Below are 25281 nucleotides of genomic sequence, written 5' to 3'. Positions count from 1 at the left end.
AGCTTTACTAAAAAATGACACAAATAGCACTTGTCTTGTTCCTAGATTGGCACTCAACCGTTGAACAGTCAACTCTCTAGCTGATTAGATTCAAGAACGGACTGCGGATTGAGATGCTACTTTTAATTTAGAGAGCGAACTGATAAAAATCAATCCAAGGGGGGATTTCACCCCCGCGCTGTGTTGAATTGATGGGTCGATCGCGCGATCGGAGTATTCTACAATTCTGTACTTGGGGCGCACCGACTCGCAGCAACGATCGAAAAATTGGTTTTTTTAGGGCGCACAGACTCAAAACCGAGAGACAGCACGCTTCCAAAATTGTTTTGGGAATCCGGCGGGGCTACAGCAAGGGCTCTTCGCAGCGGGCGATCGACTGCACAGTCTCCGAAAAATGATGTATGATATCACTGATCCAAAAAAGAGTGGTAGATCGAGAGTGTAAAAATTATTAAATATTATAATCGTGTAAAATAAAGTGTTTAATTAGTAGAGTTTAGCCTTCGCTTTCCCTCAGGGTATGACCATCTAAAAGCAGCACGCAATTAAACAACTAAAAAATAGAAAGTATTCGATTTCAACCTGACTTTATGAACAAAGTTCTAGTCATATTAGGCGAAATGAGCGATCGCGACATCGATTGGATGATCGCCAACGGTATCCGCACCACAATCCCTAGCGGCATCACCCTCATCACCGAAGGTAAGCCCTTAGAGGCGATGTACATAGTTCTGCATGGAAATTTGAGCGTTACTGCATTATCTTTGGGCGGCAAAGAAATTGGAACAATCACCTGCGGGGAAGTGTTGGGCGAAATGTCTTTTGTAGACGGGAGGCTTCCTTCTGCTAGCGTCACGTCAATTGATGAGTGCTTCATCCTGTCAATTCCCAGGCGGCTGCTAACAGAAAAATTGGAACAAGATGTAATGTTTGCGCTGAGGTTTTATCGGGCGATTACCAGATTTCTGTCGTCAAGACTGCGGGGTACAGTCCAACGTTTCGGCGAAGAGACTGATTCTTTAACATATGAAGACCCCGACGATCGCAAACGGGCGATCGCCCCCCACGTCGAAAATCTAGATTTGGCTCAATCGAGATTTGAATGGCTCTTGCAGCGTTTGAAGGCGAGTTGAGAGAAGAAGTCAGTAGTCAGTAGTCATTAGTCATTAGTTATTGGTTAGTTGTTATTGGTTATTGGTTATTGGTTAGTTGTTATTGGTTAGTTGTTATTGGTTATTGGTTATTGGTTAGTTGTTATTGGTTAGTTGTTATTGGTTACTTGCTACGAATTCCCAATCCCTCCGCTTCGCTCCGCCCAATTCTCACTTCCCAATAACAACTAACAAATAAATAAATAAATAAATAACAAATAACCAATAACAGTTAACAGTCAACAGTTAACAGTTAACAGTTAACAGTTAACAGTTAACAGTGAATTCACTATTCCGATAAAGAGAGGATTTGATATCACCATTACCGATTAGAAAACATATTTTTCAGCGACGCGCCAGTAGCGGGAAAAACGCTTCAAATCAATGTAGCCATCGTAGCGGACAAAGGCTTCTGGCGGCAAAACTTCCACAGGAAGCGAGCTCCTAATTTCCTGACAAATATCCTCAAACCGAGGGCTGGGACTTTCTGTTGTGACTACTTGATTCGCCCCGGATTCTTGAGCAAAAGCGATAACTTCCGCAGCCACATCGCCGCGCCGAATAACTACCGGCAACTCCAGCAAACATTCGTAAATAAACACCATTCGTTTGAGACTCAACTGCCATTCATCGATGAGCGCGTCGTCCCAAACCCAAATTGCCGGTGCGTCTGGGTGTGCTTGAAAAGCGGGGCCTTGGGGACTCAAACAGTCGCCGTGCAGCCAAATAATCGGATTGTTCATAAATTGTTGACTGTTGACTGTTGACTGATGACTGTTAACTGTTGACTGTTGACTGTTAACTGTTATTTGTTATTTGTTATTTGTTGACTGTTAACTGTTATTTGTTATTTGTTATTTGTTGACTGTTAACTGTTATTTGTTATTTATTTATTTGTTAGTTGTTATTGGGAAGTGAGAATTGGGCAGAGCGAAGCGGAGGGATTGGGAATTCGTAGCAAGTAACCAATAACAAGTAACCAATAACAACTAACAAATAACAACTAACCAATAACAACTAACAAATAACAACTAACCACTAACAACTAACCAATAACCAATAACTAATGACTAATGACTAATGACTAATGACTAATGACTAATGACTAATGACTAATGACTAATGACTAATGACTAATGACTACTGACTACCTTTTTTATGGCGTTGCCAACTTCTAGAACCGCCCGTGCGATCGACCTTTTCGCCATGAGGAAACAACTTGCTTTCTAAATATTCATAAGTTCCCTCAAAATCGCACTGCCCGTAAAAAGGACAATCGCCACAATAAACTCCCTTAGTGTAACGCTCCAAATTTTCCCGATTAAAAAAATAAGGTTTGTGACTGAAAGTGCTCGCTACCCACTGCCAAGAAAGATTGTTGCTCGCCGGATCTCCATCTAGCAAGTGCTGCAAAAACCAGCGAGCTCCGGCTTGCCAGCGCACGCGCCGCCAGTGTACCAAATAACTAGCCATCCACATCCGCTGGTGATTGTGCAGATAACCGGTTTCTCGCAACTCGCGGCTGAAACTGTCGATGCAAACGTTACCAGTCGTGCCCTCGACTACATCCTGCGGCAGAGTTTCGCTGTAATCTTTAGCAGTGTAACCAGTTTTGTAGGGTTCCCTATCTTGCCAAATCCCCTTGCCCAATTCGGCATAAAGTCGCTGCCAATAATCCCGCCAACCCAATTCGTTGACAAGTTTTACGGCATCTTCTGGATGCTGCACTTTCGAGAGCACGAAATCTCGCACTTCGGCAAGGCTCAAAACGCCGTAGCGCAAATAGGGCGACAACCGCGTTACCGCGCCGTTGAGGAAATTGCGGGTGGAGGCGTATTTGCCGGGATCAATTTGTTGCAGGGCTGTCTCGGCTGCTTTGCGCCCGCCTGGGGTTGCGGGTATGTTGCTATCCTGGGCGGCGGCTTCGGGAAACTGTTGGCTGACGTAGGCTATTAATTCGTCGCGGCTGGTAAATTCCCGCTTCATGTCCTGACTCATTGTTTTTTCTTAAGCGCCTGTTAGTTAATATTAAAGCTATTTGCTGCGGTAACAAGCTGCCCGATCGCCCGCTTGTTGCCCTTGACTCCCGATACCGTACAGTGCGCCTAGCAGGAATCGATCGTTGGCGGCCCAAAATTAGCATCAAAGTCACTAAACTTAGGGTTAGATATCATAGCAAAATCTTATGGACACTTTTGGGGCGGACGCTCAATCGATCGCCAATTCAGCTAACCGACAGCAGCAATCTACCAAACAACTGGACAACAGCCAAGTTCAAGAGTTCGATCGAGCCATGATGCGCCGCTGCATAGAATTGGCCCGCCGCGCCCTCGGCAAAACCGCACCCAACCCCCTAGTCGGTTCTGTAATTGTCCGAGACGGCAAGATTGTCGGCGAAGGGTTTCATCCCGGTGCCGGCCAACCTCACGCCGAAGTATTTGCGCTCCGCGAAGCGGGGGAACTCGCCGCCGGAGCAACAGTTTACGTGAACCTGGAACCATGCAACCACCACGGGCGTACTCCTCCCTGTACCGAAGCTTTAGTCAAAGCCCAGGTGGCAAAAGTAGTGGCTGGCATGGTCGATCCGAATCCTTTGGTAGCCGGCGCTGGACTCGCCCGGTTGCGGGAAGCCGGGATTGAAGTGGTGGCGGGAGTGGAAGGGGAAGCTTGTCAGAAACTCAACGAAGCTTTCGCGCACCGGATTTTGTACCGCCGGCCTTTTGGAATTTTGAAATATGCGATGACTTTGGACGGTAAAATTGCTACCAATACCGGTCACAGCGCTTGGGTGACGGGTTCGGAGGCTCGGAGCGAGGTACACCGGCTGCGCGTCGGCTGCGATGCGGTGATTGTTGGCGGCAATACGGTGCGTTTGGACAATCCCCTACTCACTAGCCATCACCCTGACAGAAATAATCCCCTGCGGGTGGTGATGAGCCGCACTCTGGATTTGCCGAAGTCGGCTTGGTTGTGGGAAACCTCCTCGGCGGCTACTTTGGTGCTGACTGAAGCTGGGGTTAACCCGGAATTTCAGGAATTTTTGATAGCAAAAGGGGTGGAAGTTGTAGAATTGTCGCCGCTGACACCGACTAATGTGATGGCTTATTTGTACGATCGCTCTTTTCTTTCTGTACTGTGGGAGTGTGGTGGCACTTTGGCGGCTAAGGCAATTGCTGAAGGTGCGGTTCAAAAAATTATGGCTTTTATTGCTCCTAAAATTGTTGGCGGCCGAGATGCTCCCACTCCTGTGGGAGATTTGGGGTTTTCGGCAATGACTGATGCTTTGACTTTGGAGCGGGTTTCTTGGCGCACGGTGGGTGCAGATTGTGTGGTGGAAGGCTATTTGAAAATTAAAGATTGAAAGTTAAAAGCGAATTTTTTTAGTTTTTAATTTTTAAATTTTAACTCCTTTTATGGTGGAAATTCTGATTTGGAGTTTGATGGTTGGTAGTCTCGGTTTAGAGGCTGCAATCGTGGGTGTCTTGGTGAGCCGCGAGCAATCGGTTGCGGGGGAAAAATGCGACGAAGAGGAGGAAGTTTTGACTCGGTACGAATCTCAAGAAGATAATTTTAATGCGCCTGAAAATGCGCGCTCCAACGGCAATCCTAAATCCGATCGCAATTCTGATGATTTGGCGGTTTGGGAGTACAAGATTGTCCGGGCTAGCAGGGATTTGTTTCGCAATCCGGCGATTTTTCACAAGCTGTGCCGGGAAGAGGCGGAAGTTGGCTGGATTTTGCTCGAAAAGCTCGATGACAGGCGGGTGCGGTTCAAACGCCCGATCGCGCTGCGGGACGCTCCGAGGCCTAATTTACCAAGTTTTGACCCTTACCGCAGTCATTACGGCCCGATGTCGAATGCGATGACTTGGGCTGCGGCGATCGTGTTGCTGAGCGCGATCGTCCTGCCTGCTGTTTTGGGCTATGCTTTGGTATCGGCCACTCTCAGCAAAAGTCGCTCTAATTGGCCTCAAACACCGGCTCAATCTTTGCCTTCTCCGGGCGGGCCGGAAAGTACGAATTAAGACTTGGGCAAATTGTCTATCGTTTTTTTTGCTGTCAGCTTTATAGCAAGTCTAAATCATTTGTAAACCAGATTTTTTTTACGAACCGCGAAGGCGCAAAGAGCGCGAAGGAAGAGTGGAGAAGTGAGGAGAAGTGTGGTTTTTTTTTGACTGATTTAGGCTTGCTATATACGTTAATTATATTTTAAGTTTGGGGAGGTATTACTGAGGGAGCGGATAGCAATCTCAAGTTGTAATTGGTATCGCCTTGAAATTGAGACACGCGGAGGAAATAAGTCCCCGGAGGCAAAGCTCCATTGCTGACGATTGTTTCTGAAGCTGTACCTAAATTGTTAGATGAAGCAATAAGATCCTCTAATCCAACTGCGCCGTTGCCGCCCCGATCCTGAATTAATTCTACATCAATATCTGCACTCAAACCGTCAACTGTTGCACTAAAAAGGCTCGGAGTATTCAGGATGAAACTGTAAATGTCGGTTGGTTGGGCAGCGCCGACAAAATCGCTCGCTGTTTGAATTTCTCCAAGAATTCCTAGGTTTTGTGCTGCGTTTAAGTTGTCGGCGGGATCGGGGAGTGTACTCAACAATCCTTCTGGTTGGCCGAATTGAATGTAGTGGTCGATCGCACTTTTAACTGCGCCGCTGGTGACTGCTGCTTGTATCAGCGGATATTTTTCTAGATAAAAGCTGGGATCGAAGAAAGCGCTCGGTTTGCGGTTTTCAAGTTGACCGACTTTAAAGTAGTGTTCAAAGGCGGTAAATTGATTTGTCTGTACTGCTGTCTGAACGTCTGGGTTGCTTGCTAGATAGAAACTAACATCGAATAACGGGTTGGGGTTGCGTCGTTCAAATTGACCGAATTTGATAAAGTGATCGGCGGCTGAAAAGCCGTTGAGTTTGGCTGATGCTGCTACGTCTGTATTAGTGTCTAAATAATAGCTGGCATCGAACAGGGCGTTGGGATCGCGATTTTCAAATTTGCCAATTTTTCGGTAGTGATCGAAGGCGCTCGATACTGTGCCCCTGGCAACTGCTACGGCGACATCTGGGTTGTTTTCGAGATAAAATTTGCTGTCGAACAGTGTTCTGAGGGTTAGCATTATTAAAAAAAATCTCTTTGTACTTTAGTCTGGAAAGTGCATAATCAAGTTCGATTGACAATCCAGTTTACACCGAAGTTTTGTGAGGGTGGCTCAATTATGGCTAAATCTGCACTGATGGCAATGCTGCGCCGCGCTGCGAGTATTGCCCAAAAGTCTCGGGAAACGGGCATTCCGGCTGATGAATTACTGGGGATGCTGACTTCGCGCAGTTCCAATTTTCCCATATCTCGGCGCCAGTTGCTGCACGGGGGTTTGGCGGTAGCGAGTGCTGCTGCTGCTGCGACTTTTACTCGGGAGGGAGCTTTTGCTCAACAAGGCGGACGATCGCCCATTTTGGTTGTGGGTGCGGGAATTTCGGGTTTGACGGCGGCCTATCGCTTGCGTCAAGCGGGCGTGCGTGCCGATATCATTGAGGCAACTAACCGCGTGGGGGGGAGGATTCGCACGGCTTCCAAGGTGGCTGGAACGCTGATTTCTGCCGATTTGGGGGGAGAATATATTGACACTGGCCACACTACTTTGATTTCCCTGGCGACGGAATTGGGTTTGCAGGCGATCGACTTACTTGGCGTGCAGCGGGGATTGGTGAAGGATACTTTTTTCTTGGATGGGCGACGCTTTTCTCAAGAACAATTAATCGCAGATTTTGCGCCGCTAGCCACTAAAATTAGTGCTGATTGGCAGGCGGTGGGCGATAACTTTAGCTATCAAGATTTTACGGAAGCTGCGGAAAGATTGGACAATATTTCGATCGCTCAATATCTCGATGGAGCTGATACTAGCACGATTGTTCGGCAGTTGCTCCGCATTGCTTACATCACGGAATACGGCAGAGATGCCGAGGAACAGTCGGCGTTAAACCTGCTGTTTTTAATCGGTTCTGAACCTAACAGTTTGGAATTGTTCGGCAACAGCGACCAGCGCTATCAAATTGAAGGCGGTAACAGTCAAATTGTCAACCGTTTAGCGGGTCAATTGTCTGATTCAATCGAGGCGGGCACGGTTTTGGAAGCGATTACTCTGTTACCGGACGGCCGCTATCGGGTAAATTTGCGATCGGGACAAAGTGCCTTTGAGCGCATTTACGAGCGAGTTTTGTTAACTTTGCCGTTTAGCACTCTGCGAGACGTTAAAATTAACGTACCTTTGCCGCAACCAAAGCGCAGGGCGATCGAGCAATTGGGTTACGGTACTAATTCTAAGTTAATTACCGGCTACCGCAGCCGCATTTGGCGGGAAATCTATCAATCGACTGCTTCTGTTTATAGCGATTTAGGCTTCCAAAATAGCTGGGAACCTACGCCTTTTGCTCCTACTGGTAACGGTTTAGTTACTAATTTTACAGGAGGAAAGCAGGGTTTGGCGATCGGTAGCGGAACTCCCGAAGACCACGCAAAACAATTCTTGGGACAATTTGAAAGAGTTTTTCCCGGAGTGAGTAATTTGCGAACCGGCAAAGCTGTACGAGCTTTTTGGTCAGGAGAACGCTTTTTTAAAGGTTCTTATTCCTGCTATTTAGTCGGACAGTGGACGCAAATGTACGGCGTTGAAGGCGAACGAGTTGGCAATTTATATTTTGCCGGAGAACACACTTCGCTGGAAAATCAAGGTTATATGGAAGGCGGTTGCGAAACCGGACAAAGGGCGGCTTTTGAAATTTTACAAGATTTGGGTTTGACAGGTTCTGCTGATGCTTTGAATACTCGCAGTGCGAGCAGTTTGAACCAGCGCCGTCCCAGCCGGAAAGTTCCCGGAACCCGGAATCTGAGGAATAGGAATCCGAGTATTAGATAATAACGTAAGGTGCGCCGCAGCGCACCCTACAAATATCACAGATAATTTATCAAACAATTTCGTCCGGGTTAATTCCTTGAGCGCGTAAATATTCAGCAAGGCGATCTGCTCGTTCGCATTCGCGATCGGCCCGTTCGCGTTCGAGTTCGACCCGTTGTCGTTCCGCTGCTATCTGTTCTACACCCCAGAGAAGCAGATTTCCTGCTTCATCCCACCAGCGCAACCAATAACCAGTACGCTGTTCTTTTTCCCCCCGCCAAGTTCCCAAATACAAACCAAAATCTGCTATCCAATGGCGACCTTCTTCATCAGGAAATTCGAGTTTGTAATTGCCATTTTGCAAACGATAGACCTCCAACAATCCACTTTCTGGATCGAAAATGATGTAAGTTGGCACTTGCAGAATTTGTTCGTAAAAAAACCACTTTCCGGGAGGAAAAGTACGTCTAATAGAATATTCCTCGCCGTCTGTTTCCGACAAAAACTCCATCACAATGCTTGGGATTTCTCCTTCCAAGTTTGGGGTGTAGCTTTTGCGGTCTCTTCTCGATTCTACCGGGAGTACGGAAGGTACATAAACCCAATCTGGTGCTTTAATAACTAACTCGCCGTTGACAGTAGCGCAAATGCCAAATTTGCTAGCAATCAGCATTAGCGGGCCGATTAATCCTCTCAGTTCTAAGATTTCTCGCAGTGCTCCGGCAATTAGCGGTTGACCTGTATTCTCCACGGGTTTTTCTTCTAATTGGAAGTCGTCTGGCAACTTCTCCCAAGTTACGGTCATTGCTACCGTTTTTTGTTTTGGGTAATCTTGAGTCGCGACCATGACTTTATTTCTAAAATTTGATATTTTATTATAACATACTGTAAGATAAGACGGCAGTTGAAACCGCATTTTTACAAACAAAGCCAGCTTATATAGGGGGTTGAATGAAGGGCGATTAAAATTATGTTTTGCGTTATTTTATTCAGTTCGCAAAGGTAGACTTTGTTTTTGTAGGTGCGGTTTCAACCGCCGTCTGGATATGAGAAAAAATATGAAAATATTACATTTTACACTAGCCTTATCAACCTTGCTAATCTCGCCACTCTCAGCTAGCCCTTTGCTGGCAGATTCTACAAATACCAAAATTCAAATTTCACAAATTGACGAGCCATTTTGCTACATGAAAACTCCCGACGGCAAAACAGTAGATTTGGGCAAACTCTGCGAAAAATCACTAAATTCGGAAACTGCCCAAACTTGCATTAGTGGTTCCAATATTGCTGCAAAATTATCAATTGCGGCGGTTAATTATGACGGCAGTTTTTTCAGCGGTAAAGTGGTCAATCAAGGCTGCAAAACAATCAAGAATGTGAAAGTCAATTATGAAGTTTTGGACGAATCGGGTAATTTAATTGATAACGGATTTATTGACGCTCTACCAGTTACTGTTGCACCCGGAGAGTCCGCTACTTTTAGGGGTGCAGTTGTCGCAGGGGCTAAGGTGCAGGCGACTTATGCAGATGCTTTAGAATGATTGTGGCGATTTGCCCGATCGCTGATATCATATTCTGGCTCAGATATCTCTAAAAACAGAATTTGCGAGGGCAAAATATCTTGAAAACTCGATCGACATACTGGCAAATTTTACCTTACCTCCGTCCCCAAAAACAAACTATCGGTAAAGCATTAGCTTGTACCGTAGTATTTACCATATTTTGGCCAATTATCGCGTGGCTGGTTGGCGAAACAGCCAAATTTATAGGAAAAGGAGATTTACAAGGATTCGGTCAAATTGCGGCACTCAGCGCCGTTATATTTCTGATGCGCGGTACGGCCCAGTACGGTCAAGATACGCTGATGGCTAAAGCAGCTTTGACTATTGCTTTAGAAATCCGTAAAAAAGTTTACGCACACCTCCAAAAACTCAATATTGGCTACTTTGAAACTGCCAAAACCGGAGATTTATCCTATCGCCTCACCGAAGATATTGACCGCATTGGCGAAGTCGTAAATAAATTTTTCCATCAGTTTATTCCTTGTGTTTTGCAGCTAATTGCCGTTTTGGGATATATGATTTATCTCAACTGGCAATTAACTTTAGGAGCATTAATTATCGCACCGCTGATGGCTATCTTAATTGGCTGGTTTGGCGAAAGATTGCTGAGTTACTCGCGGCAAAGTCAAAATCGCATTTCTGATTTATCCGCTTTGCTGACAGAAGTATTCAGCGGCATTCGTTTAATTAAAGCATTTGTGGCTGAAGATTACGAAATTGCTCGCTTTGGGGAAGAAGCAGAACAAAACCGCCGCGCTAAGTATTTGTCGGAAAGAGTAAAAGCGCTTCAGTTCGTTGTAGTTGGCTTTCTGGAAGCGATGAGCGTGATTTTGCTGTTTTTCCTAGGAGGTTGGCAAATAGCTCAAGGAAACCTCACAGGTACTCAATTTATCAGTTATATCGCAGGGGTGGCACTGTTAATTGACCCGATCGCCATTACAACTGCAAATTACGGCGATTTTAAGCAGGGAGAAGCTTCTAGCGATCGCATTTTTGAACTTTTAGCCATTCAACCCGCAGTCGTCGAAAAGCCAGGGGCGATCGAACTTCCCCGCGTTACAGGTAAAGTCGAATATCGCAACATTAATTTTGCCTATAATTCGGAAACACCGATTTTGCAAAATATGAGTTTGCTGGTGCTTCCGGGAGAAATGATCGCCCTTGTGGGCGCATCCGGTTCCGGGAAAACTACCTTAGTAAATTTGTTACCGAGATTTTACGATCCGCAAGCGGGACAGATTTTAATTGACGGTATTGATATTCAAGATGTCACCTTAAATACTCTGCGCCGGCAAATCGGAATTGTACCGCAGGAAACAATTCTTTTTTCGGGTACGATTGCTCAAAATATTGCTTTTGGTCAATCTTATTATGAACTAAAAGATGTGGAAAAAGCGGCACAAATTGCTAACGCCCATCAATTCATTACTGAGTTTCCCGACGGTTATCAAACTTGGGTTGGAGAAAGGGGTGTAAATTTGTCTGGCGGACAAAAACAAAGAATTGCGATCGCCCGTGCGGTTCTGCTCGCTCCCAGAATTTTGATTCTCGATGAAGCTACATCGGCGCTGGATTCGGAATCTGAAGGTTTAGTGCAGGAAGCCCTGGAAAGATTGATGCGCGATCGCACTGTGTTTATTATCGCGCACCGCTTGGCTACTGTCCGCAGAGCCGATCGCATTTTAGTTCTAGAAAAAGGCAGAATTGTGGAATCGGGCACCCACGAGGAATTGCTGGAAAAGGGATCTCGATATGCTGGCTACTACGCTCAACAGTTTAGTCAGTAGGCTACATTTCATGGGGTTTGTTTGTGGACTTTGGGCGAAGCATTCCGATATTTGAACTCGGCTTTTTGTATGAGATTTTCGCCCGAATGCTTCACCCCTACGATGGTTTACAGCACAAGGCAAAATAGAATCGCTAATCAACCCAATTTTCTAAGGTTAATCCTGGGATACGCGACAATTCTCTAACATTATTCGTCACGAGTGTCAGCCCCAAACTGATTGCTTGGGATGCGATTAGCAAATCCATTGGGCCTAGGACAATACCTTGACGTTCTAATCCTGCTCTAATTTGTCCATAAGTTTGGGTGCTTCTTTCATCAAAAGGAACTATTGGTAAAGTTATTAAAAACTGAGTGAGTGCAGCCCGATTTTGTTCTTGACGCTGACTTTTGTAAACTCCATACTCAAGTTCGGCAATAGTAACAGATGAAATGCCAATATCAAAAATTTCAAGTGTTTGGAATTTATCGAATACTTTTTGTGGTTTGCGCTTGATGATGTAGATGCAGATATTAGTATCTAGTAAAAATCTCATTCAAAAGCCTCTCTCGTCTCCAAAGGAAGCTGATCCCTGACTAGCATAAAGTCGTCAGAAAACATACTTAAACTATCAAAAAAAGTTTTCCAAGGATTTTCTTTGGAGATTAGGACAAGAACATCTCCTATTTTTTTGACATACACTTCATTTCCTGCCAAATGAAATTCTTTGGGTAATATGACTGTTTGGTAGTCATCCGCGATCGATAATCTCGCAGTATTCATAGTTTTTCCTCCGGGTGGTTCAATTTATATTTTAGTAACGGAGGACACGGCAGTGCCGTTTCCCTACCCCAAAATAATCGTAGCACGGGCGAAGGCTCGCCCGCCATCGCTATCTAGGATGTAACCATCGCCCGGTTAATTGTAGGGACACGGCACTGCCGTGTCCTAAATATGGGTAATATCAATGTTGTAATCCGTATTGCTGACTGCATACTTCCTCCTTGGCGATGATTAATTTTCAACAGCCCCTAAAGCTTTGAGCGTGGCTTTTTCAACTTCCGTTAAACCCGTAACACCCGTGATATTCATGTTTTCATAAGGTCTGTCACTTTTGAGTATTTTGAGGCACTCACCAGTCTCAATATCCCAAAGTCTAATTGTGCCATCCCGACTGCAAGCAGCAATAATTTTTCCATTTGAACTGAAGGCAACAGAGTTAATTCTACTGGTATGATCTTGCAAAATTTTGAGACATTCACCTGTACTGATATCCCATAGTCTTACCGTTCCATCGACACTTCCACTAACAACTATTTCACTAGAAGAACTAAAGGCAACTGAACGTATCCAATCAGTATGCCCCTGTAAGATTTGGAGGCATTCACCACTGCGAACATCCCATAGTCTAATTGTTCGATCGATACTTCCAGTGGCAAGTATTTCACCGTTCTGGCTAAAGGCGATCGCGCGTACCCAATCCGTATGCCCCTGCAATATTTGGAGGCATTCACCAGTATGGATATCCCACATCCTCACCGTTCCGTCAAAACCTTCACTGGCAAATATCTCGCCCAAAGGACTGAAAGCAGCCGAGTATACATAATTGTTATGTCCGTGCAACGTTTTAAGGCATTCGCCAGTACCGATATCCCACAGCCTCACCGTTTGGTCATAACCTGCACTCGCAAGTATTTCACCATTTGGACTGAAGGCGATCGATCGTGTTTCATTGCCAAATTCTGGCAAAGTATGAAGGCATTCACCACTGCGAATATCCCACAGTTTCAGTGTTTGGTCATAACTAGCGCTGGCAAGTATTTGACCCGAAGGATTGAAGGCAACTAAGTTTACCCGATCGAGGTGTCCGTGCAAAATTTGGAGGCACTTACCACTGCTGACATCCCACAGCTTGACAGTTTGTTCGTCATCGCCGCTAGCAAGTATTTTACCGTTTGGACTGAAGGCGATCGATATTACTTGATTGCGATGCCCTTGCAGTGTATTCAAGCATTCACCGCTGTCGATATCCCACAGCCTCAGCGTTTTATCGTAACTACCGCTAACAAGTATTTCACCGTTTGGACTGAAGGCGACTGACCCTACTTGATTGCTATGTCCTTGCAAAGTATTCAAGCATTTTCCAGTGCGGATATCCCACAGCTTTGCAGTTCGATCGTGACTTCCACTTGCGAGTATTTCGCCCGAAGGACTGAAGGCTATTGACCGTACTCGATCGCCATGTCCCTCCAAAGTTTTGAGACATTCACCGCTACTGATATCCCACAGTTTCACTGTTTTTTCGCTGCTGCCACTAGCAAGTATTTCACCCGCAGGATGGAAAGCTACTGAAAACACGTTTTTAGTATGACCGTACAAAATTTTGAGGCATTCACCAGTACTGACATTCCACAGCCTTACTGTTGTGTCGCCGCTTCCACTGGCTAACATCTCACCAGCAGGATGGAAAGCCACTGAAAATACAACTTTAGTATGGTCTTGCAAAATTTTACAGCATTCACCCGTGTGAATATCCCATAACCTGATCGCGCCATCAAAACTCCCGCTAGCGAGTATATTTCCATCAGGATTGAAGGTGACTGACATTACCGATCCGGTATGTCCCTGCAAAACTTTTAAACATTCACCAGTCTTGACATCCCATAACTTGATTATATTTTCATAACTCCCGCTAGCAAGTATCTTACCGTCAGGACTGAAGGCGACTGACTCCACCACGTTGGTATGTCCTTTACAGGTCAATATTTCTCTGCAACTGCTAGCTTCCCACAAGCGAACTATGCCATCAGTATCACCTGTAGCTAACAGTTTGCCATCAGGGCTAAATATTACTGACCGAACACTGCTGAAGATTTTAGTAAAAGCAGAACTAGCCAAATTCGCTTCACCAAAATTGACACTACGCAAGCTAGCGTTTGTAAAATCAGCACCTAAAATAACGGCATGAGAAAGGTCTTTTGTTTCTAACGCAGTGCGATCGATTTTCACCAACAGCGTCGCCGCATTCCCTCCTACATAACCTACCTCACTTTCAGTTTTCCCCCGCGTTGCTTCCACAATTTCCAATAATTTCTCCGTAGCTGCCCCTACATCGAGGCAGGGCCGGCACGAGGACACCGCCCCTACCATTGGTAACAACAAATCCATCACTGCTTTTGTCAGCGGCCCGTGTCCGAAACTCTGACGGAGTTGCCCTAAATCTTCAGCAACAAATCCCTGCAAAGCTGCGATAAGTTCACCCTTATTTCTCTTCTGGGATTGCAATCGACAATAATTAGACCAAGCATATTTTTGAGGCGCTGCATTAGCATCTAAACAAGACTGTTCCGGCGCAACTAATTCGGTAAAATCTGCCGCCAAAACTCCCAATTCCGCCGCAAATTTATAAGCGACAAAAAACTCTAATAACGAACGGTGCGCCGGAGTATAATCCCCATCTGCATTGCGGATTAGCATCGTTTGACCCATCATGTCGTAGTGCCAGTGGTCTAAGTCTTTTTCCTCTTGCACGACGGAACCAAACAGGCTGCGAATGCGATCGGGAAAACCGCGATAATTGATACTCATTTGGTCGGTAGACAGCATTTCCCAAGACAGTTCGCACAAAAAGTAAAGCTTATCTGCTAGGGAAGTAAAAGTGCGTTCGGCTGTGATATCTCTCTCTATCTTCCGCCGCACCGCATACAGATAGATCCGCGACATATCGACTGGTTTTCCAGCTTCAATATCGGGCAATGCTTCCAAAATTAACTCGGTCATCACCGGGCGACGCGCTAAATCCAATAACTGCGGGTTTCCCATCACTTTTTCTACTGTCGCCGCTTCTGTTTGAAATGACAGCGCTTGCCCAATTTGTTCGTCGTTAAATTTCTCTAATTCTAAGACTTCAAATTGGGGAGTTTCGCCTGTTAAAATGGTTGTTGATGCTTGCAGTTCTGCATTGAACAATGCCCGTCCTTCCTTGCCTTCAGGAAAGTGTTCGGTACGGCAAGTGAGGATGACTTTTGCGCCGGGAACGACGGTTTTTGCTAGTTCCCAGAAGTTGTTGATGGTTTCTTGCCGATCGCACTTAGCGGCCATTTCATCAAAACCATCGAAAATCAACAGAAACTTACCCATGCGATTCAGTTGTTCAAAGGCAGAATAACCCGCCAAAGGTATCTCGTGTTTCCGAAAGAAAAACTCAGAAAATAGCGACTCCACACTAACGGCTTTCGCGTAATCTCGCAGCGGAATTACTAACGGCAAACGCGGGCGTTCCAAGCCGCGCTTTTGAGCATATCGGTAGCGTTGCAGTGCCATCCAAGCATAGTGCATCGCAAACCAAGTTTTCCCCGTTCCAAATTCTCCTAAAACTGAAATATGTTCTTTTACTGGGTCATTCAACCACAAATCAATATAACCTTCGATCCAGCCATCTCGCCCGTCATAATGACTCACGCCTATCTTGCGGTGAGTATCGGGGTCAATTTCTTCTTTCGTACAAGCTAGCGGCACGTATTTAGTATTAATTTCTCGGCTAGTAATTTCTGTTTCTAGCCAATCGAGATAAGCGGTAAAATCGGCATCTTGGTCGAGTAATTCATCGAAGGTATAGCAAGCTAAATTATGATTTTCTGGTTTCTCTACTTCATCCCGCGCGGCGCGACTGATGCGGCGGGCGGTAACTAACCAGCCTTCATCGGTGCGCTGTTTTTCCACCGACTCGCGCAAGGCCGAAATGTCCTTGAGTCCCGCTTCTCCGGCAATTCCGCGCACTAAAATGCGATCGTACCGATTGCGTCTGACAGGAACATTGATAATCCATTCAAAATAGTTATCCTCCGAGATTTGATAGGTTTCAAACTTATAACTTAATGTTTCAAACCACCCGCGAACTTGTTGTGATAAAATAAAAGCTTGAGACTTTTGAATATTCGTTGATGCTGCGGGAAGTGCGGGATAATCTTCAGATTCCAGTCGCGCAAATTCGGTGCGAATTCCTTCCAGCGTGGGAAGGCGTTCGATGCGATCCATTACCATACATAGGCGTTTTTGCAAAGAGGCGATCGCATTTCCCACCATCACATCACCCAGCGTCCGCGTCCGCTTTGCGACTTCCATAAACACGGCCGCAAAAGCCATGAATTCCCGTCTGGGGTCAATCCCTAAATCTCGAAGTTCTTTGCCCAAAGCAGACTCGTTGAGATAATCTTCACCAGCTTTAATTAAAATGGCTGGGCTATCGGACTCGAAGGCTTTGCGAAATGCTGATTCAATTTCTTTTTGGCGAAACAGTTCTAAAATTTGTTTGGGTTTGCCTGCGCCGTATTCTACTAAAGTATAAACATAAACTCCGCTAAAATCTGCTGGCGGCGCATCGGGATCGAGGTTGAATCTTTTTAATAATTTGATGACAGCTTCGTTCCGTTGAAGCTTGTCTTTGACGGTGCCGAAGGGAATTGCCGTCAGGAGGCTGATAACTAAGTCGAGACTAATTAGCATGATTTAGGCTTTCCTGTTTTTCCGTGGAAGTAATGCTCAAATCTAGAATCGGTAGGCTGTGTCCCTGAAATGTGTTGCGGCAGCAAACTGCTGTAATTATATGTTAACAGGAGTTACGCACTCCGGCAAAAGAAACCGGATTTTTACAGATTCTGCTGGCTGGAACGAAATATTTTTGGAAAAACCCCGGTTTGTGACTGCCCGTGCCTAGGTTCTATTCAGTTAATTAGCTTAGCAGATTTTACTAAAAATGACAATAATAAAACAGAGGAAAAGCCGACATATTTTGTGGTAAAATTAACGGTCATATTAGTTGTTATATCCTGAATGTAAAAGCTAAAATATAGATAACTTGCAAATAAATTTTGCTATCTATGAAAATACAATCATCAGTGCTAGTCCACCTGGGATTTGGTAAATATGTACGCTCCGATCGCGTAACAGCAGTAATACCAATCGAAGAAGAACGGGGGCCGGGACGGCGGACTTTCGTGCACGTAGACGGCGAAGCTGACCCGATCGTTGCTTCGCGCGCGGAAGATACGATCGTCCGCGATTTGGTGCAAGAACCGCGCGAAATAACTCAAGCTCGCCAGCAACAAGAAATCCTGCAAGATTTGCTCGCAGATTTGAGCAACGTTAACGTCACTGTGCGCCGCATCAGCCGCGATGAAGGCGGACTCGACCTCGAACGTTTAGAGCGCCGGATTCGCCAAATTTTAGAAGCCTAAAAACAAAAGACCGCCCATGCGATCTTGCTCCCAGTCCGCGCAGGCGGACTTTGTTTGTGTAGACGCGGTTTATAACCGCCGGAATTGATTTATGCAAACCTGGTTTATAACCGCCGGAATTGATTTGTCGAAAAGCTACTTCAATGTAACTTCGATATCTGCTAAACCGGTGAGTTTTTCCACTGCTTGCTGTTCTTCAACTCGCGGTACAAAAATAGTTAAACCTCCGGGAACGCACTCAATAGTAATCGGAGTCATGCCGAAAATCTCACCGTCTACAACTACTTTCTGAGGCGGATCGGTAGTAATTTTTACCTTTTTGGCGCGCAAATAACCGATGTCGTCCCGATCGCTCGGATTGCCGGTCAAAGCTGTTTGCAATAGGTGATAAGAAGCTGCGATCGCCCCAGCTTTATTTTCAGGCGCAACCAGCGTCACATCCAGCAAGCCGTCATCAAAAATAATCCCCGCCGGGCCTTGAGCTAAAATCGAAGTAGGCGGCGCTGCATTCGCCACCGTGACGGCTACAGCAGTAACGCTGACGATTTTATCTTCTGTCTCGATTTGGGCTTCAAATCTTTCTAGATTGTTTAACTGTCTAATTCCCGACAGAATGTAAGCCAGCATTCCCCAGCGATTCTTCATATCGCGATCGGCTAATTCCACAGTTTCCGCCTCAAAACCCACGCCAGCTAACAAAACCATCGGCATTTCACCGTTGCAAGTCGCCGCATCCACCACCCGCCTCAACCCACCCAAAATAGTTTCGCAGGCTGCTTCAATTGTATTCGGAAGCTCTAAAGCATTAGCAAAAGCATTTGCAGTTCCCCGCGAAATAATTCCTAAAGGAATATTTGTGCCGACAATCGCCCCAGCAACTGCTGATAGTGTGCCGTCGCCCCCGCAAGCAATAATTTCGTCAACTCCCCTAGCAACTGCTTCGCGGGCGAGTCGATCTGCGTCTATTTCTGGCGTTGTCAGCACAATATCTAAGTCAATAAACGGCTCTAAAATATCCTGAATTATCGCTAAATCTTGGTCTGGGTCTCTGTTGCCGGCGACGGGATTAAAGATTAGGCAGGCTGAACGTTTCATAGTTGATAATCAGTAATTGGTAATAGGTAATGGCTGAACTGAAATCATCGTTTTTCCGTTTGTATCGAAGTTTCGACCCCCTAAATCGCTCTTAGGATCGAAAAATTAATAACTCAAACAACTTCTACAGTCTTCTCTCCTGTAAGTTGCCATATCGAAGGAGGCAGAGCCAAAGCATCTGCATTACCAGGCTCTTCCTGGTAACGAGCAACTCCGAAAACAAACCTCACCTATTTTTCAAAGGTTTGATTAAGACTTGACAAAAGTCCATTCTAACACTTCGCGCGGAGCTTTTGCCAGCGCTTCTTTAATTTCCTCATTGCTGTCAAACTTGACTTTATCTAAGCGGCACGCTTCGACGTTTACCGTAAACTTATCGTCTTCAAAAGGCCAAGGAGTTACAGTTACGAGTTCGTTGCTGTGCTGTAGAATATCGTAGCGTTTTCCGTCGGGGCCGACACTAATTTCTAAAGCTCGTTCTCCGGCGGGTAACTCGCGGCTGCACAGAATTAATGATAGCCGATCGCACCACTGGAAAAAAGCATAGGCTGATTCTGCCTCTTCTTTAGAAATCTTCAACTCCTCGCGCCATTTTTTTTGGTTGGCGAGTTGTTCGTCCAAAAAATCGTTTAGTTCCTTCGACTCTCCCCGCTTTCCTTCATTCAGATAGCTCATGTGCATGGAAGTCAACATTGCTACCCACCGCCCCCGATATATAGAAGTCTCAGTCAATCCTTTCATTTTAGGCACTGAAGTTTCTGTGTCCAAGGTAAAATCAAAGGGCGCGCCGGCTTGAGTCAAAATATGTTCTTCCCACTCTTTTTCTAAATCGTCGTGGTGGGAAATCGCGGCTATGGTTTCGTAGAGGCGAATCGGAGATTTCGAGCGCTTCCACTGTCCGCCAATTTGGGCGGCGAGCAAAGCGTGGGCGCGGTGATAAATAATTTCCCAACCGGTGGCGGTTAAGTTGGCAATCATTGAATTTTTCTCCTGAATTAAGTTGAGTGAAAAGATTAAAAATTTTCCCGTGCGAGACAGAATTTTGCGAGTTTCCAACTTAGGAATTAAGTTTTTTGCTTCGGCAAAACTCGATCCCGATCGCCAACAATGCAATTAGTTCGATCGTTCGGACTCAGTTTTTCATAAAAGTCTGAGCACCCAAGTCGGAACGATCAAACGTAGAAACGAAGTTAAATCACAAAAGGTTCGATCGCGATATCCTGCCATTTGCCCTCAAATCGTTCCACAACCAAAGGTGTGACTCGGAACTTGGGGGGAGTCCCGTCAAGAACATCAATCCGCAAACACGAATAAGGACGGCGTTTGTGGGAACCTTGACCGCTGCGGCCGACAAATAGCAAAGATTCCGCTACCCGCCGGCCGGCGGTTTTGACACCCGGTTCGCGCCCCAATCGATAAGCTTCAGGACTCGATGGTTCCTCCAACACCGGGCCTTCCGGGCGCTGGCGGCGCAGGCTGTGACCGCTTCCCCCGCAAACAATCCAATTAATCCCAGAGTCGCCGTGTCCGGTATCCCCAGTCTTCAGGTGTTCCAGACAGTGGGCGTGGCCGGTCAGCACCAAATCTACTAGCGGACGACCCCGCGCCACTTCTCCAACTGCATCGCGCACCCCGTCGAGTACCTCGCGCAACCGCAACCGCACGGCCAAAGTTTGAGCTTGATTCCACTTTGTCGCCTCGGTTACGTAGGGGGGATGGTGCAGGTAAATTACCCGCCCCCGCACGTCTGAATCGCGCCAAGAGTCAATCAGTCGCCTTTCGAGCCATTCGAGCTGTTCGACATCGGTGGCTGTTTTGTCGGGCGACAGTTGTTTGTCAATATCCATCAGCATTTCGTCAACTTGCGCTAATTTGGCGCTCAAGTCGTCTAGCTGTTCGGCTTCTTCTGGAATTTGGGGGTTTAGCCGATCGCACATTTCCAGCATTGCTAATTTTTCTTGTTCCAACTGCTGGCGCTCGATTTCCAAATTCCGGCGGCGAATGTCGCCTTGTTTGGTTTTCGGCAGCGGCAAGGGTTCGTTGAATGTATTGGAGTCGAGGGCGAAGAAGTCGATGCCGCCGCTGCGGAAGGTGTAATAGCGGTTGGGTAAGCGGGTAAAGCCTCCGGGTTGGTAGCGGATGCAGCGGCCTGTGCTGGTGCTGGCGGTGTAGTGGGTGTCTAGGTGGCGATCGAGTTCTCCCGGCAATTTGTGAGCCCTCAGGTAGTCGAGAAATGCTTTGGCGTAGGCATTTCCGCGATCGGAACCGTGCCAGCCGACATCGAGATCCAACTTGCTACCCAACAGCTTCCGCAGGGGCAAAGCTGTTGCCGACAGCAGGCCGTAGACTACGGGCAAGTCGTAATAGTCGTGGTTTCCCGGTACTGGCAAAAACGGAAAGTTAAACACCATGCGATCGTAAGCAATCCGAGAGGGATGCTCGCCGCCGACGATAAATTCTCGGTAGGGGCGAATAAAGTTTTGCAAGTAATATTCGCTGGAACCGACGAGATAAACTACATCCCCCGTGTGGAGGAGGAAACGGCAAGTTTCCCGCTGCGAGAGCATTTGCTGGGCAATCTGCCGCTGCGGGTTGTGGCCGCGGTGGTTGCTCGTGCCGCTGTCCCCTGCGACTAAAAATGAAAATTCTGGAGAGTCGCTGGTTTGAGTTTCTAAAACAATCCGAGTTTGGTCGATCGCCCGATCGACTATCGCCTGTTCTTGCCACCGCACCCGCTCGTTCATTTTGCTGATTTTGACTGTTATTCGCGGGTCGGACACGAATTTCACGCCGCCTAGTCTCCCAAATTGCTGAGTTCCTAGTTAATAGTGTAGCGATCGGGCGACTTTTTGCATCTCTCTAAAAGGTGAAAATCGATCGCTGGGCCCGGAAGCTAAAAACTTGGTTTTTGCTCGGCCGCTCGATCGGGGAGTTTTTGGAGGGAAAGTCGATTTTTTTGAGCCTGCAGGGCGCGTCCCTTGCTATCAATCCCTCCCCTCACCATCGACAATCTCACAGAGTCGCACCAGCGCTCTCCGGGCTGGTGAAAACAAATCCGACAATTGTTGTGTAGCAATATTGAATAGAAATAATCTGAGGTGCAAAGCTGTCTTTGTACGACCAACTCTACCAATACTGTTGCACGAGTTTTGATAATTGCTATTAGAAATTTGATTTTTTTTGAGATTTCGCCAATTGGCGGTTATTAACTCACCGATCGAATCTCCTGTTACTCATGATACCGATCGCCATACTTGGTCATTCGCCGCCAAACTTTAATTTTTTAATTCGCCTGTTTCCCCCTTTCCCCTGTCCTCTGTGACTATCCCCCTGGCACTCTCGGACTCTCCCCCTCGGACTCTCTCGGACTCGGACTCTCTCCCGCGAGCTGAAATTTTTGAGCCAAAAGCAATGGCACGATCGCAGCGTGTTTTGATACCATGCAATAAGCGTCCAAGACAATCAGGGAATGCACTGGAGGTGCGTAAATGGAGCTTTTGGGAGAACAAAAACGGTGTTTGGATTGCTTAGTCACGTCGATCGAGCAATTGGGAGGTCGAGCAGACATTCCGAAGCTCGAACAGATAGCTGAGTTAATCATTCAAACCATGAGAGGGCCTTGGCGCTACTTTCACACGTCGGAACATATTTTTGAGGTCGGGGGGTCAGTCGATCCGGTAGAGGTGCTGGCTGCGCTATTTCACGACCTCGTGTACGTGCAAGTCGATCAGGGCGTAAGTTTCAATATTAGCAGCGCCCTTTGTCCTTTTGTCAAAGAAGTGCGATCGCAGTTAATTATTAAAGATGAAACCGAACTGCCCGACGATACCATGTATCAGCTTGTGGCCAGTGTCTTTGGGTTCCTTCCCGGTAAGGCTCTCTCGCCCTTTGGCGGCCAAAACGAATTTTTGAGCGCCGTGATTGCTGCCAAATCTTTAGAGCCTTTTTTGCCAGCTAGTACGATCGCCGAAATCTCCGCCTGCATCGAAGCTACTATTCCTTTTCGTCCGGTTTCGCCCTTGGGTTTCAGCGCGATCGAACTTTTGCACCAGCGGTTGGTAATTGTAAATCGCGATTTTGATTTCGGATGGACTGATGCCGAAACTGTCGAAATTGTCAAGCGTTCTGTGAGGTTAGCAAATCGGGATGTAGAGAATTTTGCCTCTCCAAATTCCTCTAACTTCTTAGACAATACCTGGAACTTAATGCCGGAAACCAACCACGAATTGAGCAATGTCAATTCCTATACTGTTGCCGGATATCGCAGGTCTCTGCAAAAAATGGAAGGATTTTTAAACTTCCTCAAACCCGAACTCGTTTTCCAGCAGTTTATGCAAGAACCGGACGATGAAACCTACGCTTACACGATCGCCCAAACACGAAAAAATATCGCCGCTGCCAAACTTTATCTCGGAATCAAACTAATTACCATCGCCATCTTAGAAGCTCTTTCCTACCGTTTGGGCCGCGACATTCCCCTTTCAACCATGATGGGAGAACTTCGCGCACCCGGATTTAAAACATCGGTTCTAGAGGATTATTTGCCCAGCCGACAAATCGCCTACCCCTTAGAAAGTCAGTTAGAAAAAGAGGTTTTAGATTTGTTAGCAATAGGACGCAATCAAGAATCTCCCTATGATATTAAAAACTCCCCCGTAGCTACCTTTATTATCAAATCTATCGGCTTTGCTGAAACTGAAAACTTCCTGAAGAAAGCTCAAGATTTTTTTGCAGAGCGTATTACGTCGGAAGAGTTTCTGTCTTACTGCGCTCCTGATGTCATCGACACCATTTCTTCGGGAGTTATGAAACTCTTTGACAGCAGGAAGATGGCTTTAGGGAAAGTTAAGCTAGCTCACCAAGCTGTTTCTTAGGGTATAGATCAGACGGCGGCCTCAACCAAATTTTATCAAAGGAAGACGGCGGTTGAAACCGCCCGGTCTTCTCACCGCTGATTTTTTTTAATCCGTTCTTTCAATGATGATAGTCAAGTGAGCGACTAATGCACCGATCGCACCTACTGCTGCAATCACAGGAAACAAAGCCGCACCGATAACTCCGCCGACTACTCCCACCGTCAGAGGGACTTCTACCAAAATCCGTCCTTCTTCATTTTTGATAATGATGCGGCGGATATTGCCTTCGTGAATCAGTTCTTTAACCTTAGCAACCAAATCGTTGCCGTTAATCTTCAACTCTTCGACGGTAACTTTCTGCTGAGCATAAGCAGGTGTTTCTAAAGGAGTCGTTTCAAAGTTAACCTCAGCCACTTTTTGCGCCGAAACTGTTTTAGAGACAGGTGTTGATTCGAGTTCTCTTGTCCCCACCGGTTCTTGTATGCGATCTGTAGGTGTTTCCATTTTTTGCTCTCCTTTTAGGTAAAATTATTTTTGTATATGAAGTATCTAGTAAAGATAACACGCAACTTTTTGTCTGTGAATCATTCTTTTGGTTGATATTGCTGCGGCTGGCTCTATTTTTTCTCTTCATCTTTGAGGGCGATCGCCCAAAATCCGTCTTCCGGTGGCTCGATTCTGCCGAGAGGAAAAAGCAACAAGCAACAAACTCTCCTCCGTTCCCCTTGGCTTGTGCCAATACGCTAACTGTCTGCAGATTGCCGGCCGGCGCGCCCCTACATTAAAACACTTCTAACCCAGACAGCCAAAGGATTGTAGAGATATTCACCCACTCAGAATTAGAGAGTCAGCGGATGTACAGGTTGAAATAGTGACATTGTACTGAAAGTGCGATCGCCCCACCGTTTATATACTTAACACATCTCGTTTGGCAAACCGCACATGGAAACCCTCGCTTACTTTCCTCAAATGTCCTTTCTCTCTAACAAGCGGGCGATACCAAACAAAACCCAGCCCCCAGACATTCATCCCATGAATATCTTAGAGTTTCTCATGAGAATTGCCTAAAATCAAGGGAAAAAAGAAGTAATTATCACCGCCCGATTATCCCAACAAAATCAAATTCCTCAAAGAGAAGTTGAACTTGAGGAAAAGTTAGGTAAAATACAATTAATTGCTTCTGCTTCCCCTTTATTGGCCTTGTCCGATTTGACAGCTACAGAATTTGAATATCAAGTTGGCGGAAGTTGGCCGGCGAATGCTCCTACCTACGTCACCAGAGCGGCAGATCGCGAACTTTACGACGCATTAAAAGCAGGCGAATTTTGCTACGCGCTCACCGGGCGGCAAATGGGAAAATCGAGTTTGCGGGTGCAAACAGCACGCCGCTTGCAAGCCGAAAATACCGCCTGCTCACTTGTTGACATCACGGGAATTGGCACCGCCTAAATAACTCCCCTCCAGTGGTATGCGGGCTTTACAGCTACTCTCGCCCACAGCTTAAAAATAAAAATGAATGTCAGGAATTGGTGGCGCGAGCGAGAACATTTGCCGCCAGTCCTCCGATTAAATGAATTTATCGAACAAGTATTGCTTCCTGCGAGCGATCGTCCGAGCGTCATTTTTATCGACGAAATTGACAGCATTCTCTCCCTCAACTTCTCCCTCAACTTCTCCAGCTAGGAGCTTTAATCGCAGCCGTCAGCAGCGCCAAA

At 46.3% G+C, this 25281-nt stretch carries 23 protein-coding genes; 12 read left to right on the top strand and 11 right to left on the bottom strand.

Annotation, left to right across the window (positions count from 1 at the left end):
* The first annotated feature begins 191 nt into the window (after positions 1 to 191).
* Positions 192 to 398 carry a hypothetical protein gene (locus tag QUA97_RS08520; protein ID WP_194067077.1) on the top strand — a complete coding sequence of 69 codons (207 nt, stop codon included), beginning with the start codon at positions 192 to 194 and terminating at the stop codon, positions 396 to 398.
* Between the two features lie 192 nt (positions 399 to 590).
* On the top strand, positions 591 to 1133 hold the full coding sequence (locus QUA97_RS08515) for a cyclic nucleotide-binding domain-containing protein (RefSeq protein ID WP_194067076.1): 543 nt from the start codon (positions 591 to 593) through the stop codon (positions 1131 to 1133).
* Between the two features lie 347 nt (positions 1134 to 1480).
* Here QUA97_RS08515 and QUA97_RS08510 read toward each other — a convergent pair whose 3' ends face one another.
* Both QUA97_RS08510 and QUA97_RS08505 read right to left on the bottom strand, forming a co-directional pair.
* Positions 1481 to 1894 (bottom strand): hypothetical protein, encoded by a 414-nt coding sequence (locus QUA97_RS08510; protein WP_194067075.1) that lies wholly within the window; start codon positions 1892 to 1894, stop codon positions 1481 to 1483.
* A 397-nt stretch (positions 1895 to 2291) separates the two neighbouring features.
* Positions 2292 to 3149 carry an FAD-binding domain-containing protein gene (locus QUA97_RS08505; protein WP_333194372.1) on the bottom strand — a complete coding sequence of 286 codons (858 nt, stop codon included), beginning with the start codon at positions 3147 to 3149 and terminating at the stop codon, positions 2292 to 2294.
* A 187-nt stretch (positions 3150 to 3336) separates the two neighbouring features.
* Here QUA97_RS08505 and ribD point away from each other — a divergent pair, with 187 nt between their 5' ends.
* Positions 3337 to 4512, top strand: coding sequence for a bifunctional diaminohydroxyphosphoribosylaminopyrimidine deaminase/5-amino-6-(5-phosphoribosylamino)uracil reductase RibD (gene ribD, locus QUA97_RS08500; protein ID WP_194067073.1), 1176 nt, complete (start codon positions 3337 to 3339; stop codon positions 4510 to 4512).
* A gap of 52 nt (positions 4513 to 4564) precedes the next feature.
* The gene (locus QUA97_RS08495; protein ID WP_333194371.1) at positions 4565 to 5176 is read left to right on the top strand and encodes a hypothetical protein; all 612 of its coding nucleotides are present in this window, start codon (positions 4565 to 4567) and stop codon (positions 5174 to 5176) included.
* Positions 5177 to 5360: 184 nt separating this feature from the next.
* Here the strand turns inward: QUA97_RS08495 and QUA97_RS08490 are convergent, their stop codons facing one another.
* A complete protein-coding gene (locus QUA97_RS08490; RefSeq protein ID WP_194067071.1) occupies positions 5361 to 6275 on the bottom strand; it encodes a PPC domain-containing protein in 915 nt (304 codons plus the stop codon).
* A gap of 99 nt (positions 6276 to 6374) precedes the next feature.
* Here QUA97_RS08490 and QUA97_RS08485 point away from each other — a divergent pair, with 99 nt between their 5' ends.
* On the top strand, positions 6375 to 8072 hold the full coding sequence (locus QUA97_RS08485) for a flavin monoamine oxidase family protein (RefSeq protein WP_333194370.1): 1698 nt from the start codon (positions 6375 to 6377) through the stop codon (positions 8070 to 8072).
* A gap of 49 nt (positions 8073 to 8121) precedes the next feature.
* Here QUA97_RS08485 and QUA97_RS08480 read toward each other — a convergent pair whose 3' ends face one another.
* A complete protein-coding gene (locus QUA97_RS08480; RefSeq protein ID WP_333194369.1) occupies positions 8122 to 8898 on the bottom strand; it encodes a Uma2 family endonuclease in 777 nt (258 codons plus the stop codon).
* Between the two features lie 211 nt (positions 8899 to 9109).
* On the opposite strand from QUA97_RS08480, the gene QUA97_RS08475 reads away from it, so the two are divergent.
* Both QUA97_RS08475 and QUA97_RS08470 read left to right on the top strand, forming a co-directional pair.
* A complete protein-coding gene (locus tag QUA97_RS08475) occupies positions 9110 to 9592 on the top strand; it encodes an FxLYD domain-containing protein (protein WP_333194368.1) in 483 nt (160 codons plus the stop codon).
* A gap of 80 nt (positions 9593 to 9672) precedes the next feature.
* Positions 9673 to 11400, top strand: a complete 1728-nt coding sequence (locus QUA97_RS08470; RefSeq protein ID WP_333194367.1) for an ABC transporter ATP-binding protein — start codon at positions 9673 to 9675, stop codon at positions 11398 to 11400.
* Between the two features lie 133 nt (positions 11401 to 11533).
* On the opposite strand, the gene vapC is transcribed toward QUA97_RS08470, so the two are convergent.
* The 3 genes from vapC to QUA97_RS08455 form a co-directional block, all read right to left on the bottom strand.
* A complete protein-coding gene (gene vapC, locus QUA97_RS08465; RefSeq protein WP_333194366.1) occupies positions 11534 to 11935 on the bottom strand; it encodes a type II toxin-antitoxin system tRNA(fMet)-specific endonuclease VapC in 402 nt (133 codons plus the stop codon).
* Positions 11932 to 12162 (bottom strand): antitoxin, encoded by a 231-nt coding sequence (locus QUA97_RS08460; RefSeq protein WP_333194365.1) that lies wholly within the window; start codon positions 12160 to 12162, stop codon positions 11932 to 11934. Before QUA97_RS08460 ends, vapC begins: the two co-directional genes overlap by 4 nt.
* 231 nt (positions 12163 to 12393) lie before the next feature.
* Complete coding sequence (locus QUA97_RS08455) at positions 12394 to 16884, bottom strand: NACHT domain-containing protein (protein ID WP_333194364.1); 4491 nt, start codon at positions 16882 to 16884, stop codon at positions 12394 to 12396.
* A 374-nt stretch (positions 16885 to 17258) separates the two neighbouring features.
* Here QUA97_RS08455 and QUA97_RS08450 point away from each other — a divergent pair, with 374 nt between their 5' ends.
* Positions 17259 to 17615, top strand: a complete 357-nt coding sequence (locus tag QUA97_RS08450; protein ID WP_190740317.1) for a hypothetical protein — start codon at positions 17259 to 17261, stop codon at positions 17613 to 17615.
* 135 nt (positions 17616 to 17750) lie between these two features.
* Here the strand turns inward: QUA97_RS08450 and QUA97_RS08445 are convergent, their stop codons facing one another.
* The 3 genes from QUA97_RS08445 to QUA97_RS08435 all read right to left on the bottom strand — a co-directional run bounded on the left by QUA97_RS08445 (position 17751) and on the right by QUA97_RS08435 (position 21454).
* Positions 17751 to 18710 (bottom strand): YegS/Rv2252/BmrU family lipid kinase, encoded by a 960-nt coding sequence (locus QUA97_RS08445; protein WP_194067065.1) that lies wholly within the window; start codon positions 18708 to 18710, stop codon positions 17751 to 17753.
* 249 nt (positions 18711 to 18959) lie between these two features.
* Positions 18960 to 19688 carry a DUF3891 family protein gene (locus QUA97_RS08440; RefSeq protein ID WP_194067064.1) on the bottom strand — a complete coding sequence of 243 codons (729 nt, stop codon included), beginning with the start codon at positions 19686 to 19688 and terminating at the stop codon, positions 18960 to 18962.
* Positions 19689 to 19900: 212 nt separating this feature from the next.
* Complete coding sequence (locus QUA97_RS08435; protein WP_333194363.1) at positions 19901 to 21454, bottom strand: metallophosphoesterase family protein; 1554 nt, start codon at positions 21452 to 21454, stop codon at positions 19901 to 19903.
* A 122-nt stretch (positions 21455 to 21576) separates the two neighbouring features.
* Between QUA97_RS08435 and QUA97_RS08430 the strand changes: the two genes are divergently transcribed.
* Positions 21577 to 21783, top strand: coding sequence for a hypothetical protein (locus tag QUA97_RS08430; RefSeq protein ID WP_333194362.1), 207 nt, complete (start codon positions 21577 to 21579; stop codon positions 21781 to 21783).
* Positions 21784 to 22198: 415 nt separating this feature from the next.
* Complete coding sequence (locus QUA97_RS08425; RefSeq protein ID WP_194067061.1) at positions 22199 to 23584, top strand: hypothetical protein; 1386 nt, start codon at positions 22199 to 22201, stop codon at positions 23582 to 23584.
* Between the two features lie 87 nt (positions 23585 to 23671).
* Here the strand turns inward: QUA97_RS08425 and QUA97_RS08420 are convergent, their stop codons facing one another.
* Positions 23672 to 24070, bottom strand: a complete 399-nt coding sequence (locus tag QUA97_RS08420) for a DUF4342 domain-containing protein (RefSeq protein WP_194067060.1) — start codon at positions 24068 to 24070, stop codon at positions 23672 to 23674.
* 696 nt (positions 24071 to 24766) lie between these two features.
* Between QUA97_RS08420 and QUA97_RS08415 the strand changes: the two genes are divergently transcribed.
* A complete protein-coding gene (locus tag QUA97_RS08415; protein WP_194067059.1) occupies positions 24767 to 25015 on the top strand; it encodes a hypothetical protein in 249 nt (82 codons plus the stop codon).
* A 63-nt stretch (positions 25016 to 25078) separates the two neighbouring features.
* Entirely contained in the window at positions 25079 to 25249 is a 171-nt protein-coding gene (locus QUA97_RS08410) for a hypothetical protein (protein WP_194067058.1), read from the top strand.
* Positions 25250 to 25281: the final 32 nt, after the last annotated feature.

Origin of the sequence: Microcoleus sp. CZ3-B2, assembly GCF_036705055.1 — a bacterium.
In the GTDB taxonomy this organism is placed as follows: domain Bacteria; phylum Cyanobacteriota; class Cyanobacteriia; order Cyanobacteriales; family Microcoleaceae; genus Microcoleus.
This window is presented reverse-complemented; position numbering and strand designations above follow the sequence as displayed.

Excerpts from the sequence above, each read along its gene's own strand:
- QUA97_RS08520 (WP_194067077.1), top strand. The coding sequence starts at position 192 with ATGGGTCGATCGCGCGATCGGAGTATTCTACAATTCTGTACTTGGGGC.
- QUA97_RS08515 (WP_194067076.1), top strand. The coding sequence starts at position 591 with ATGAACAAAGTTCTAGTCATATTAGGCGAAATGAGCGATCGCGACATC.
- QUA97_RS08510 (WP_194067075.1), bottom strand. The coding sequence starts at position 1,894 with ATGAACAATCCGATTATTTGGCTGCACGGCGACTGTTTGAGTCCCCAA.
- QUA97_RS08505 (WP_333194372.1), bottom strand. The coding sequence starts at position 3,149 with ATGAGTCAGGACATGAAGCGGGAATTTACCAGCCGCGACGAATTAATA.
- ribD (WP_194067073.1), top strand. The coding sequence starts at position 3,337 with ATGGACACTTTTGGGGCGGACGCTCAATCGATCGCCAATTCAGCTAAC.
- QUA97_RS08495 (WP_333194371.1), top strand. The coding sequence starts at position 4,565 with ATGGTGGAAATTCTGATTTGGAGTTTGATGGTTGGTAGTCTCGGTTTA.
- QUA97_RS08490 (WP_194067071.1), bottom strand. The coding sequence starts at position 6,275 with ATGCTAACCCTCAGAACACTGTTCGACAGCAAATTTTATCTCGAAAAC.
- QUA97_RS08485 (WP_333194370.1), top strand. The coding sequence starts at position 6,375 with ATGGCTAAATCTGCACTGATGGCAATGCTGCGCCGCGCTGCGAGTATT.
- QUA97_RS08480 (WP_333194369.1), bottom strand. The coding sequence starts at position 8,898 with ATGGTCGCGACTCAAGATTACCCAAAACAAAAAACGGTAGCAATGACC.
- QUA97_RS08475 (WP_333194368.1), top strand. The coding sequence starts at position 9,110 with ATGAAAATATTACATTTTACACTAGCCTTATCAACCTTGCTAATCTCG.
- vapC (WP_333194366.1), bottom strand. The coding sequence starts at position 11,935 with ATGAGATTTTTACTAGATACTAATATCTGCATCTACATCATCAAGCGC.
- QUA97_RS08460 (WP_333194365.1), bottom strand. The coding sequence starts at position 12,162 with ATGAATACTGCGAGATTATCGATCGCGGATGACTACCAAACAGTCATA.
- QUA97_RS08455 (WP_333194364.1), bottom strand. The coding sequence starts at position 16,884 with ATGCTAATTAGTCTCGACTTAGTTATCAGCCTCCTGACGGCAATTCCC.
- QUA97_RS08450 (WP_190740317.1), top strand. The coding sequence starts at position 17,259 with ATGAAAATACAATCATCAGTGCTAGTCCACCTGGGATTTGGTAAATAT.
- QUA97_RS08445 (WP_194067065.1), bottom strand. The coding sequence starts at position 18,710 with ATGAAACGTTCAGCCTGCCTAATCTTTAATCCCGTCGCCGGCAACAGA.
- QUA97_RS08440 (WP_194067064.1), bottom strand. The coding sequence starts at position 19,688 with ATGATTGCCAACTTAACCGCCACCGGTTGGGAAATTATTTATCACCGC.
- QUA97_RS08435 (WP_333194363.1), bottom strand. The coding sequence starts at position 21,454 with ATGAACGAGCGGGTGCGGTGGCAAGAACAGGCGATAGTCGATCGGGCG.
- QUA97_RS08425 (WP_194067061.1), top strand. The coding sequence starts at position 22,199 with ATGGAGCTTTTGGGAGAACAAAAACGGTGTTTGGATTGCTTAGTCACG.
- QUA97_RS08420 (WP_194067060.1), bottom strand. The coding sequence starts at position 24,070 with ATGGAAACACCTACAGATCGCATACAAGAACCGGTGGGGACAAGAGAA.
- QUA97_RS08410 (WP_194067058.1), top strand. The coding sequence starts at position 25,079 with ATGAATGTCAGGAATTGGTGGCGCGAGCGAGAACATTTGCCGCCAGTC.